This window comes from Cobetia sp. cqz5-12, assembly GCF_016495405.1.
In the GTDB taxonomy this organism is placed as follows: domain Bacteria; phylum Pseudomonadota; class Gammaproteobacteria; order Pseudomonadales; family Halomonadaceae; genus Cobetia.
The window spans coordinates 1,176,020-1,189,016 of record NZ_CP044522.1 but is presented as its reverse complement, the minus strand read 5'-3'; the positions used below and the strand labels follow the sequence as shown (position 1 = coordinate 1,189,016).

Below are 12,997 nucleotides of genomic sequence, written 5' to 3'. Positions count from 1 at the left end.
GTGGGGAGGCTTCCGTTTTGCTGCTGTTCTGGGCACCGCTCGACGACTGTCGGCGGCCATGCGAGTTGGCACATATTCCAGGGCGCTCACGCCCCGGCAATATGGCGGGCAGCTACCATCACAGGGCAGTGCCAATGGAAAAGACCGTGCAACCCATTGGTCGTACGGCCACTTTTCCGAATTCTGGGGGTCATTGTAGCGGCTTCGCCCCCCTTGCGGGTAGTGCGAGATGCCAATTGAGCGTTGCGACCCTCGCGGCTGATGACGAAAGCAGCGCAAGGGTCGCAACGCTTGCCGGCAAATCAGCGCCGATGGCGGACTGCCTGACAGAATGCCTGCATGCGCTCGGCGCTCTTCTCGCCAGGCGCGGCTTCCACACCGCCGGAGACATCGACCGCGTAAGGGGCGACCTGCGTCACCGCCGCGGCGACATTGCCTGACTCGAGACCACCGGCGAGAATGACCGGCAGCGACAGATCAGCCGGGATGCGCGACCAATCGAAGGTCTCGCCGGTGCCACCGGGCACGCCAGGGCGATAGGCATCCAGCAGCAAGCCGCGCGCGTCGTGGTAGCGCGCCGCCTCTGCGGCGACATCGATCCCGTCACGCATTCGCAACGCCTTGATATAGGGCCGCCCTGCCGCCCGGCACTGTGCCGGCGTCTCATTGCCATGCAACTGGAGCAGATCGAGATGTGGCGCCGCTGCGGCAATCTCTTCGGCGCTGGCATCCACGAACAGGCCGACCCGTGTCACGAAGGCCGGCACGCACGCGGCAAGCTCAGCCAATCGCGCCACATCGACCGCACGCTTGCTGCCCGGCCACAGCACGAAGCCCAGCGCATCAGCACCTGCCGCCACGGCATCGCGGATATCCTGCTCACGCGTCAAGCCACAGATCTTGATCCGGGTACGCTGGCTCGCACGAGCGCTCATCTCGGTCATGGGATCACTCCGTTCAACGTGAGGATTCATTCTGGGTGGCAGCCGTCAGCGTGTCATCCTCGGCGCCTGCCGCAGGGCCGCCTGCCGCAGGATCGCCTGACGCAGGGACGCCTGCCGCAGGAATCGCTTGTTCATGCTCGCGACTGAGGCGCTCGGCTTCACGGGCCACGTTGCCCAGCCGGATGGCTTCCTGCTCACTGAGCTTGCCCGCCGCGCGCGCCTCTTCGGCACCCTCGGCCTCGGCACGTGCCATGCGTGAGCGCACCATCGGGCAGTCTGGCAACGGACGCTCGCCCGTCCACTCGCCAAGATGTGCGACCAGACCAGGCCCCAGGGGTTCCTTGGGTAGCGCATAGCGCGGCGGATAGATGACATCGACGAAGTGAAGCCCTGTCGCCGCTGCCGTCGCGCTCGAGCGTGTGCGGTCTCCCCCGCGCATCAGCTCGACGACCCACTTGACAGGCTTCTCACCACGCCCGATGGCCATCAGGGTGCCCGCGATATTGCGCACCATATGATGCAGGAAGGCGTTGGCCTGGATATCGATCATGACCATATGGCCATGGCGACTGGCTTCGATGAAGTGCACGTGGCGGCGCGGCGAACGCGACTGACAGCCTGCCGCGCGGAACGCCGAGAAATCCAGCTCTCCCACCAGGTGCGCCGCCGCGGCCTGCATGTCGGCGACGTTGAGCGGCTCGCGACACCAGGTGACATTGTTGCGCTCCATCACCGGCCGAAACGGCTGGTTGATGATCATGTAGCGATAGCGACGGGCGATGGCGCTGAAACGCGCATGGAAATCATCGGGCACCGGCACGGCCCAATGAATCCCGATATCGGGGGGGAGGTTGACGTTACCGCCCATGCGCCAGGCCTTGCGACTGCGGCCCACGGGGGTGTCGAAATGCACGACCTGACGCACGGCATGCACACCGGAATCGGTGCGGCCACTGCAATGCACGGTAATCGGCGTGGAGGCGACCTTGGATAAGGCCTTCTCGAGCGCTTCCTGCACGGAGGGGGCGTGGCTCAGACGCTGCCAGCCACAATAGCGGGTGCCATCATATTCAACGCCCAGAGCAATGCGCCCCGGGCGTTTCTCGTTATCATCCAACGGTGTAAAAAAGGGCATCAGGTCAGACCAAAGCGCTCCATCAACGCCAGCGCCTCTTCACGGACCATGTCATCGCTGGCGGTAGCGAGCGGCTCAAGCAGCGCTGCCGCCTGATCATCATCGCCATCCACCAACAACTGACGGGCTTCCTCGAGCTGTTGGAAGGCCTTGGTATCCTGGGCGCCAGCCCCAAACCCTGCCGACTCGACAGAGGGATAGGCATTATCCTGATCCCCAGACTCGAACGCCACTTCCTCGACCTCGAATTCCGAGATATCACGCCGCGGCACGTCCACCTCTTCCAGCGTCATGCTATCCAGTGATGGCAACTCGTCCATGCCATCGACTGCGGCTGACGGCTTGCTGGACGCCTCATAGGGCTTCTGGCTCGCTGCGTTGCTCTCACTTGCGGCGCCTTTCTTCTCACTCGCGACACCGCTCTCGATCGCGGCACTGTCATACAGCTCTTCACGCAGCGAGGTGAACTCGACGGACTCGCCCTTGAGCGCGCTATCCGCGGCCTTGGATGTCACGCTATCAGTGCTCTTCTCGCCATCAGCGTGACCAGCATCGCCCAGCGTCAATTCCGGCGCCTGGTAATCGATCACGTTGTCGCTGTTGAAGTGGCTCTCACGCACGGGTGTCTTCTCGAGGTCCTCGCCCTTGAGACCCGATTCGAACGCGACGCCTTGATCGGGAGCGTGCTCGACCAGCGGTTCGCTTACGCTGTCACCGGCATGCGGTTCGCTGTCAGACAGCGCGCCGGTATCTTCCGGGGCATCAAGGGAGGCATCAGTCCCCCTGGCAGACGCATCAGCCATGCCGTGAGCCGAATCATCTGTCCTGTCGCGGCCTTCAAGCGGAGCGCGAGGCGCTGCCGTCTGCTGGCTTGCCACTCCCGACAGATAGGAAACCTTGCGCCCTACCTGACTCGCGCCACCGCCGGCGACAGCACGCAGGGCACTGCTTGAGACGCTATAACGATCCAGCAGCGCCTGAGCCTCGAAACGCTCTTCCTCATTGCCGGCTGCCAGCACCTGCTCGCCTTCATGATGCAGGGCTTCGGCATTGCCAAGCTCGCCATGGACTCCCATCAGCTTGAGACGCAGGTCCTGGCGTGCGGGGTCCTCCACCAGACCGGCCTCCAGCAGGGCCTGGGCCTGATCAAAGCGGCCGTAGGCGATGAAGATGTCCGCCTCACTGATCGCAGCCGCTTCCGGCTGGGAGAGCGGCTCGAGACTGCCGGACCCCCGGCGCGCCGCCACATTGGCATCTTCAGACGCAGATGACTTGTGACCCGCGGCAGCTGCGGCAGTCGAGGCTGCAAAGGTATCCGGGAAGACGCGTGGCTTATCCCGGTCGGGCTCTTCATTGCCGCGGACCGCATCGGCAAAGCTCATGTTCTCATCGCCACCGGAACCGGAGCGGCGACGCAGCAACAGCAGCAACAGAAGCAGCAATGCCCCGGCAGCCCCGCCGACGATGGCCAGGTTGTCCTGCACCCACTGCCAGGTCGCCTGGGGCCACGGCTGCTTGGGCAACACCAGGTTGCCCTCGCCGTCGCGCGGCTGACCGAGGTCCACCCCGGCGGCGATCAGGCTTTCCGGCAACGCCAACGGCGAGATGCCGCTGTTGACGAGCAGGCGATTCTGTTTGGCGAGCAGCACCTTGGCCGTCTCGAGCTGCTCGGTACGCTCTGCAAGAGACGCTCGCAGCTCGCCGACTTCATTGCGCAGAGAGGCCACTTCGCTGCGCAGATCATCACGTTCCTGCTCCAGCTGATCGAGGCGCTGCTGATTGGTCAGCAGCTGATCTTCCAGCGACTCGAGGCGATCGGACAGTTCATCGATCGCCTGCTGGCTACCCGCCGAGATCTGGCCACTGGCTGCCGCCGCCTTGGGCTTGCTGCCGTCTTCATCCAGCAGCGTCAGACGCGGCTTGCCATCGGCGCCCGCGCTGGCGGGCCCGCTCGGCGCGGGCGTGGCCGCGGGCGCAGCACTGGAAGAAGGCTCATTCGACGTGCTGGTCGCGGCGGTTTTCTTGCTGGCCGGGGCCGGCACGGTCTTGCCCTGCGCGCCCGCGACCCATTGCTGATACTGCTGACGCACTTCCTTGTCGGCCTCGGTACGCGAACGTCCCAACATGGTGCTGCGGTCCGGCACGCTCAGTACCACTCCCGCACGCAGCTTGTTGATGTTGCCGCCCGGGAAGGCGCTGGGGTTGGCTTCCTGGATCGCCAGCATCGCCTGACGGATGCTGACACTGGCATCCGGACGCACGCGACGCGCGATCGTCCACAGCGAGTCACCGTTGCGCACCTTGATGCTGGACGGCGGCGTGCTGGATGACGCACTGCGTGAGGAAATCTGGCTGGGCTGGGCATTGTCGCGGAACACCACGGAACGCGTCGGCGAGGAATCATTGGTGGCCAGCGGGCGCGAGCGCGCTCCGGCAGGTGTCACCAATGACGGCTGACTCGAATAGCCCGCCGGATCGAACAACAGGGTCACCTGACGCTGCAGCTTGCCATTGGGCCATTCGACATCCAGCAGCAAGTCCACATAGGGCTCACGTACCGCGCCATTGGTGGATAGCTGGAGGTAGTAGCGCCCACCCTGCTGCTTGACGGCAACCTTGATGTCATCGCTGACATAGCTGCGATCAACGCCTGCTCGCGTAAAGGCGGCAGAATCGGCAACGCCGGCCTTGATGAGGCTGGCATCGAGGCCCGAGGTATCCGTGAGGCCGATGCGCGCGTCCAGTGGCTGATTCAGATTCGAGCGCAACCGCGGCGATTCCATGCCGACTGCCAAGGCCTGAGCACTGCAGACGGCGAACGACACCGCCAGTGCGAGAGGAAGCTTGCGTCCCATTGAGTGTCCCTTCGTATGCGGCCGAATCATTGCCCGGCCTGCGCATTATGTTACGTATACTTACACAAGATACCAGAGAGTCCGTCCCAAAAGTGCGGGAAGCCATTGGCAAAGTGGAAAAAGTTTCAACGATAGAGTGACGGCCCACGATCGATAAAGGCCGCAGAGGCGTCATATCGCGAGTGACCAGCTCAGCGATAGCCCCTTTACGATACCCGTAAAAAACACCTCCCTGCCATCATGCATCAAAAGCGCCAGTCAAAATCGCAAAAAATGCGCAGGAAAGACTGAGATATCTGGTACTCGGCGTGACGTTCGTGACTTACCTCTTACCTGAAATCACCGACCTTCCAATTCGTAACGTGCAAAAGAGAAGCGCCCTCGGCTCCAGAGAGCCGAGGGCGCTTTCGAGTCAGGCTCGCTACGAACCCGACATCCTCCCGCTACACACTACGATCAGGCCGCGCGATGTTCACGCAGGATGGTCAGCATGCGCTTGAGCGGCTCCGCGGCCCCCCACAGCAGCTGGTCACCGACACTGAAGGCGGACAGGTATTCGCCACCCATCGCCAGCTTGCGCAGACGGCCGACCGGCACGGTCAGGGTGCCGGTAGCAGCGGCCGGCGTCAGATGGTTGAGGCTGTCTTCCTTGGTATTGGCGACGACCTTGACCCAGTCGTTGTGCTTGGCCAGGCGGTCTTCGATCTCGTCCAGCGGCACGTCCTGCTTGAGCTTGACGGTGAAGGCCTGGGAGTGGGAGCGCATCGCACCGATACGCACGCACAGCCCATCGATCATGATCGGGTTGCCCTGGCTGTCGAGAATCTTGTTGGCCTCGACACCGGCCTTCCACTCCTCGCGGGTCTGACCGGATTCCATCGCGGAATCGATCCACGGCAGCAGCGAGCCGGCCAGCGGCGCACCGAACTGCTGGGTCGCGAAGTCATCGCCGCGCATGGTGGCGGTCACCTTGCGGTCGATGTCGAGGATGGCGCTGGCCGGGTCCGCAAGCTCGGAGGCCACGCTGCCATTGAGCTGGCCCATCTGGGTCAGCAGCTCACGCATGTGGCGCGCACCGCTGCCGGACGCCGCCTGGTAGCTCATGGAGGTCATCCACTCGACCATGCCGGCCTCGAACAGGCCGCCCAGGCCCATCAGCATCAGGCTGACGGTGCAGTTGCCGCCGACGAAGGTGTTGGCACCGGCGCCGATCTTCTGATCGATCACGTGACGGTTGACCGGGTCCAGCACCAGCACGGCGTCCTTGTCCATGCGCAGGGTGGAGGCCGCATCGATCCAGTCGCCCTTCCAGCCGGCTTCGCGCAGCGGGCCAAATACCTGCTTGGTGTAGTCGCCGCCCTGACAGGTGACGATGACGTCCAGCGCCTTCAGCTCATTGATGTCGTTGGCATCCTTGAGCGCCGGCACCGGCGTGCCCACATCCGGGCCGGCCTGGCCGACCTGGGAGGTGGAGAAGAATACCGGCTCGATACCGGCGAAATCGTTGTCATCACGCATGCGTTGCATCAGCACGGAACCGACCATGCCACGCCAACCGACAAATCCGACTTTCAACATGCTTGTTCTCCTTGTTCATGCACGGCCGGGAGCCTGGAAGACACCACCGCTCCCGACACAGGAATGACCCGCAGCGAGCACAGGCAACTCACACGAGGCGAGCCTTGCCCAACGCTCCAGCCGCAGGTCCTGACATGAGAACCCGGCGACGCACGCCGGGCTCCCCCATGATCATCGCGTGAACACCGCTCACTTTCGGCGTTCACGCGGGTATAGCCTTACGCCTGCGCCTTGAAGGCGGCCAGCACGGCATCGCCCATCTCGGAGGTGGAGACCTTGCGGGTCCCGGCGTAGGCGATGTCGGCAGTGCGCAGCCCTTCATCCAGCACCACGCCGACCGCCTTCTCGATGCGCTCGGCCCACGCCGCTTCATTCAGCGAGTAACGCAGCATCATCGCCACCGACAGGATGGTGGCCAGCGGGTTGGCGATGCCCTGACCCGCGATGTCCGGCGCGCTACCGTGGCACGGCTCATACATGCCCTGACCACCCGCGTTGAGCGAGGCGGACGGCAGCATGCCGATGGAACCGGTCAGCATTGCCGCTTCATCAGAGAGGATGTCGCCGAACATGTTGCCGGTGACGACCACATCGAACTGCTTCGGTGCGCGCACCAGCTGCATGGCCGCGTTGTCGACGTACATGTGCGACAGCTCGACTTCCGGGTAGTCGGCGGAGATGCGTTCCATCACGTCACGCCACAGCATGGTGACTTCCAGCACGTTGGCCTTGTCGACGCTGCACAGCTTCTTGTTGCGCTTCTGCGCCATCTCGAAGGCGGTGCGGCCGATACGCTCGATCTCGGACTCGGAGTAGACGTAGGTGTTGTAGCCGACCTGCTGTCCGTCGCGCGTCTCGATGCCACGCGGCTGGCCGAAGTAGATGCCACCGGTCAGCTCACGCACGATCATGATGTCCAGACCGGATACCACTTCCGGCTTGAGGCTAGAGGCCTCGGCCAGCTGCGGGTAGAGAATTGCCGGGCGCAGGTTGGCGAAGAGTTCAAGCTCCTTGCGCAGGCCCAGCAGGCCACGCTCCGGACGCAGCGAGATGTCCTCGAGCTTGTCCCACTGCGGGCCACCGACCGCGCCGAGCAGGATGGCGTCTGCCGCCTTGGCGGCGTCCAGCGTTTCCGCGGGCAGCGGATGGCCCGCCGCGTCATACCCTGCACCACCGACCTTGCCTTCGCTCAGCGTGATGTCCAGACCTTCGCTGCGGGCGGCTTCAAGGATCTTCACGGCTTCGGCAGTGATTTCCGGGCCAATGCCATCACCGGGCAGAATCAGGATATTGCGGCTCATCTGGAACTCCTTGGGCCGGAGAGCTTCCGGCAAGACCGACGGTTCACCGCCGGTGCTGAGACTGGGCTCGCTGCCACTCTGGACGGCGAGCCATGACGAATGTGTTGCGACTTCGGTGCTGACTGACGCGATGCTGGACAGATCAGGCCGTCTTGCCATCGCGGAACAGCCACGGACGCTCGGTGCGGTGGCGTTTCTCGAAGCTGTCGATGGCGTCCTGATCCTTGAGGGTCAGACCGATGTCATCCAGGCCTTCCATCAGGCAATGCTTGCGGAAGCTGTCCACCTCGAAGGGAATCGACTCGCCGGACGGCGTGATGACGGCCTGTGCCTCGAGATCGATATCCAGACGATACCCTTCCACCGCTTCGGCTTCCTTGAACAGACGGTCCACCGTGTCCTCGTCGAGGGTGATCAACAACAGGCCGTTCTTGAACGAGTTGTTGTAGAAGATATCGGCGAAGCTCGGCGCGATGACCACGCGGAAACCGAAGTCGGTCAGGGCCCAGGGCGCGTGTTCCCGAGAGGAACCACAGCCGAAGTTGCGACGTGCCAGCAGCACGCTTGCGCCTGAGTAACGCGGCTGATTGAGCACGAAATCCGGATTCAGCGGACGCTTGCTGATGTCCTGTCCGATATAGCCCTCATCGAGATAACGCAGCTCATCGAAGAGGTTCGGGCCGAAACCGGTACGCTTGATCGACTTCAGAAACTGCTTCGGGATGATCAAGTCAGTATCGACGTTGGCGCGATCGAGCGGTGCCACGAGGCCCTGCTGGCGAATGAACTTTTCCATGTCGGGCCTCCTCAGGCTGCGTGGGTATCGGAAGTAGGAATGGGGGCAAAGTCACGAACATCAACGAAGTGACCCGCAATCGCGGCAGCGGCGGCCATGGCCGGGCTGACGAGGTGCGTACGCCCACCGAAGCCCTGACGGCCTTCGAAGTTGCGGTTGGAGGTGGAAGCACAATGCTCACCGGCGCCCAGCTTGTCGGCGTTCATCGCCAGACACATGGAGCAGCCCGGCTCGCGCCATTCAAAGCCCGCCGCGAGGAAGATCTCGTGCAGCCCTTCCGCTTCTGCCTGCGCCTTCACCAGGCCAGAGCCCGGCACCACCATCGCCTGCTTGAGGCTCTTGGCGACCGTGCGGCCTTCGGCCACGCGCGCCGCTTCACGCAAATCCTCGATACGTGAGTTGGTGCAGGAACCGATGAACACGCGGTCCAGCTTGATGTCGGTGATCTTCTGCTGAGCGCTGAGGCCCATGTACTCGAGCGCACGGGTGATGCCACGCGCTTCGGTGTCATCGCTGGCGGCTGCCGGGTCCGGCACTACGCCATTGACGCTGGTGACCTGCTCCGGGCTGGTGCCCCAGGTGACCTGCGGGGCGATGTCTTCCGCCTTGAGCACCACGACCTTGTCGAATTCGGCATCGGCATCGGAGACGAGGTTGCGCCAGTCAGCGACGGCAGCTTCCCATTGCTGAGCGTTCGGTGCGTACGGACGCTCGTAGAGGTAGTCGATGGTGATGTCATCGACACCGACCAGACCGACCCGCGCACCGGCTTCGATCGCCATGTTGCAGATGGTCATGCGGCCTTCCATGGAGATGTCCTGGATGGCGGAGCCGCCGAATTCGATGGCATAGCCGGTACCACCGGCAGTGCCGATCTCACCGATGATGGCGAGCACGACATCCTTGGCGGTCACGCCAGTGCCGAGACGACCATCGACGCGCACCAGCATGTTCTTCATCTTGCGCTGGATCAGACACTGGGTGGCGAGCACGTGCTCGACCTCGGAGGTGCCGATACCGTGCGCCAGTGCCGCGAAGGCACCGTGGGTCGCGGTGTGGGAATCGCCACACACCACGGTCATGCCCGGCAGGGTCGCGCCCTGCTCCGGCCCGACCACGTGCACGATGCCCTGACGCGCATCATTGATGGTGAACTGCTCGATGTTGAAGCTGTTGCAGTTGTCGTCGAGGGTCTGCACCTGGATGCGTGAAGTCTCGTCCTCGATCCCCGCGATACCGGCAGCGCGCTCCTTGAGAGAGGTCGGCACGTTGTGGTCCGGCGTTGCCAGGTTGGCATCCAGACGCCACGGCTTGCGACCGGCCAGACGCAGCCCTTCGAAGGCCTGCGGCGACGTCACTTCGTGCAGCAGGTGACGGTCGATGTAGATGAGTGCAGTACCGTCTTCACGTTGCTTGACCAGGTGCTGGTCCCACAACTTGTCATAAAGGGTCTGGCTGGCCATGTCGTGTCTCCTCGTGGCGCCTTACGGTAAGAGCGCGCTTGCTGCCTCGGGGCTCGTATCGGCCCCTTGATGAGGGTGTGTCGTCCAGTGTTGATGGCGGGGCGGTCGTGCGAGCCCGTGGATAGTGACCACTTGCTTTCAGGCTCCAACATCGCCGCCGCGTCCTGTGCCATCAAGAGTACTCGGCGACGATGAATAAAAGCAATTCATGTTTTTCATGCTTTGGATTCCAAAAAGGAATACCATTGCCTCAGCCGACATTCCCCCTGATCGCACGGAAGATCATTCTTCTGAACGCCCTCATGACAGGATAGCTGCCTCACATGGACACTCCCTCTCTGCAGGCCTTCGTTGCCGTCGCCGAAACCGCTTCCTTCTCGCTTGCCGCTGAGCAGCTGCACCTCACGCAGCCCGCGGTTTCCAAGCGCATCGCGCAGCTGGAACAGCTCCACGGCGCGCGGCTGTTTGATCGCATCGGGCGGCGCGTCACCCTGACGGAGGCCGGCAATATCCTGCTGCCGCGGGCCCGTGCCATTCTGGTGATGCACGATGACACCCGGCGTGCGCTGCGCAATCTTTCCGGCGAGGTAAAAGGCAGTCTGACGATGGCCACCAGCCATCACGTGGGCCTGCACCGGCTGCCGCCGCTGCTCAAGGCCTTCACCATGGCCCACCCCGAGGTACGCATGGACATGCGCTTCCTGGATTCGGAACAGGCCTATCAGGGCGTATTGGATGGGGAACTGGAGCTAGCCGTCGTCACTCTGGCACCGCATCGCGATCCCAATCTGACGGTGGTGCCGGTGTGGCTGGACGAGATGCGCTTCGTCTGCGGACGTGATCACCCGCTGGCAGGTCACAAAGCGTTGCCGCTGGCCGCCCTTTCACAGCACGACGCCGTGCTGCCGGGCCACCTGACCTTTACGCGTGGCATCGTCATCGACACCTTCGCGCGTGACGGCCTCTCGGTGGAAGTCTCGATGTCCACCAACTACCTCGAGACCCTCAAGATGATGGTCGCCATCGGCCTGGGCTGGAGCGTACTGCCGGAAAGCATGATCGACGACGAGATCGAGATCCTGCCCATCGACCACCGCCCCATCGAACGCCAGCTCGGCTATCTCTATCACAACAACCGCACCCTCTCGAACGCCGCTAGCGCGATGATCGAACTGCTGGAAGGCGCAAGAGATGCGGCATCGAGAGCAGTTTGAAAGCTTCCCAATCACTCGTCATCTAAGGTTTTTTCCTTGGCTTTCTCTAAACACTTAGTAGCCAAGATCTCGACTAAGGGCGAGCCACTAGGATAAAGCACTTTAGCACTGGGTATCCAAGCTGATGCTGATTCTAGATGTGAATCTTGATCATCAAAAAATATGTGTGGATTGAAGGCTCTTAGAAATCTACTTTTATCTAGCCCACCAAGAAAAAAGGCTTGATCAACATAAATACCCCATAATCTAAGGGTGTTGATAACACGGATTTCTGCAGGTGCATTCCTAGCAGTCACAACAGCAACCTTGACAGGAGAATACTCTACCTGGCCAGGTAGTCTACTTTTTACTTTAGATATTTTCCTGAGCAGACTTGCATAAGGTCCATCTTGCAAGGGCACATCCTTGTTGAGATCTTCATTGGACCAAAACTCAGCTAAATTTTCTTGTTGATTAATAATTTCGCTATGCTCGCTAAATATCACTGCATCAGCATCGAACGCAAACCGCACTTGACCATCAACTATCATTTGGCTATTAGAAGGGGGAGCTTTGACCAATGCTGCAGCACAGACTTTGCTATCCGTTACTTTTTGCGCATCAGTTTCATTGGTTGTCAAAAACAGGTCTACATAAAAGGCATCCAAATAATTAGAGCTATCTTCTCCAGCTATAAATGCTGACCTCGTAATTGGCAGTCCTTTTCTTCTAATTTCTTTTAACACTCTAAAGCCAGTTTCTGGACTATTGCGCGATATAACCACCACTTCCACTAATGGCCCATCGCCCTTGATAGTTTTGTTATCATTTAAGCCTAAAAGAGCACGTATTAAGGGCATCCCAGTACCATCATCTAATGGCTCATTCTCCTTCTCAAGCATATGCTTTCTATATTCATCAATGGCAGCATCTGGATTGGTTGCCAGTTGGTGTTTAAAAACCTTATCTGACTCCGACATATCAAATAGAGCAGTTGCAGACACGCCAACAACTAGAGTTTCAGTTAAATCTATCGGCATTATAAAACCCTAAGCTTAGATTCTTATTAAAAAACCAGCCCGTAATGGGCTGGCTTCAGGTGTCACTTAATTAATTCAGCCTTTATCCGAATCCTTGGCCCCATCAGCGGCTCCCTCCGCCTTGCTGGCCGCTGGCTTGGCATCATCCTTCTTCGCCTCTTCCGCTGCCTTGGCGGCGGCCTTGCTAGCGTTGGAGGGACGGCCACGGCGCGGCTTGGGTGCTTCGCTGCTGGTGTCGCTCTTGGCGGTGGTAGTGGAAGCACCAGAGTTTGAAGCGCTCTGACTGGAAGTCCCAGCGCTGCTACCCGTCTTGGCAGTGCTCGCGCTTCCCGTCGAGCTGGCGGTGCTCTTGCTCGCCGTAGTCTTGCTAGCAGTGCTCTTGCTGGCAGTACTCTTGCGCGTCGTCGCGGGCTTCGTAGCGCTGGAGCCTGCCGCGCTGGAACCCGAAACCGTGGAAGAAGTGCTGCTGTTCGAGGTGCCGGATTCAGGCGGCTTGCTGTCAGAGGCTGACTTGCTCGCCGTCGTCTTGGCCGCAGTTGTCTTGCTCGCGGTCGTCTTGTTGGCAGCCGCCTTGCGCGGCGTGGAGGTCTTTCTCGCCGTGGTGGTCTTCGCCGCTGAGCTACCTGTACTGCTGGCAGCCGTGCTCGCAGTGCTCGATTTTGCCGTGCTCGGTTTTGCAGTGCTCTTGGCAG

The 12,997-nt window shown here is 61.4% G+C and carries 9 protein-coding genes; 1 reads left to right on the top strand and 8 read right to left on the bottom strand.

Features of this window, described 5'->3' with window-relative positions; genetic code table 11:
* Positions 1 to 302: 302 nt before the first annotated feature.
* From F8A90_RS05075 to leuC, 7 genes are all read right to left on the bottom strand, one after another.
* Complete coding sequence (locus tag F8A90_RS05075) at positions 303 to 935, bottom strand: phosphoribosylanthranilate isomerase (protein ID WP_200019886.1); 633 nt, start codon at positions 933 to 935, stop codon at positions 303 to 305.
* Between the two features lie 22 nt (positions 936 to 957).
* Positions 958 to 2,079: a tRNA pseudouridine(38-40) synthase TruA gene (gene truA / locus F8A90_RS05070; RefSeq protein ID WP_200019263.1), complete on the bottom strand. Its 1,122-nt coding sequence runs from the start codon at positions 2,077 to 2,079 to the stop codon at positions 958 to 960.
* Complete coding sequence (locus F8A90_RS05065) at positions 2,079 to 4,934, bottom strand: type IV pilus assembly protein FimV (protein WP_200019262.1); 2,856 nt, start codon at positions 4,932 to 4,934, stop codon at positions 2,079 to 2,081. The genes truA and F8A90_RS05065 overlap by 1 nt, the downstream gene beginning before the upstream one ends.
* 456 nt (positions 4,935 to 5,390) lie before the next feature.
* Positions 5,391 to 6,512 (bottom strand): aspartate-semialdehyde dehydrogenase, encoded by a 1,122-nt coding sequence (gene asd / locus F8A90_RS05060; protein WP_200019261.1) that lies wholly within the window; start codon positions 6,510 to 6,512, stop codon positions 5,391 to 5,393.
* A gap of 218 nt (positions 6,513 to 6,730) precedes the next feature.
* A complete protein-coding gene (gene leuB, locus F8A90_RS05055) occupies positions 6,731 to 7,813 on the bottom strand; it encodes a 3-isopropylmalate dehydrogenase (RefSeq protein WP_200019260.1) in 1,083 nt (360 codons plus the stop codon).
* 142 nt (positions 7,814 to 7,955) lie between these two features.
* The gene (leuD, locus tag F8A90_RS05050) at positions 7,956 to 8,609 is read right to left on the bottom strand and encodes a 3-isopropylmalate dehydratase small subunit (protein ID WP_166019372.1); all 654 of its coding nucleotides are present in this window, start codon (positions 8,607 to 8,609) and stop codon (positions 7,956 to 7,958) included.
* Between the two features lie 11 nt (positions 8,610 to 8,620).
* Complete coding sequence (leuC, locus tag F8A90_RS05045) at positions 8,621 to 10,072, bottom strand: 3-isopropylmalate dehydratase large subunit (RefSeq protein ID WP_200019259.1); 1,452 nt, start codon at positions 10,070 to 10,072, stop codon at positions 8,621 to 8,623.
* A 323-nt stretch (positions 10,073 to 10,395) separates the two neighbouring features.
* Between leuC and F8A90_RS05040 the strand changes: the two genes are divergently transcribed.
* Entirely contained in the window at positions 10,396 to 11,286 is an 891-nt protein-coding gene (locus F8A90_RS05040; RefSeq protein ID WP_200019258.1) for a LysR family transcriptional regulator, read from the top strand.
* A gap of 11 nt (positions 11,287 to 11,297) precedes the next feature.
* Here the strand turns inward: F8A90_RS05040 and F8A90_RS05035 are convergent, their stop codons facing one another.
* On the bottom strand, positions 11,298 to 12,305 hold the full coding sequence (locus F8A90_RS05035; protein ID WP_200019257.1) for a 5'-nucleotidase: 1,008 nt from the start codon (positions 12,303 to 12,305) through the stop codon (positions 11,298 to 11,300).
* Positions 12,306 to 12,997 lie beyond the last annotated feature (692 nt).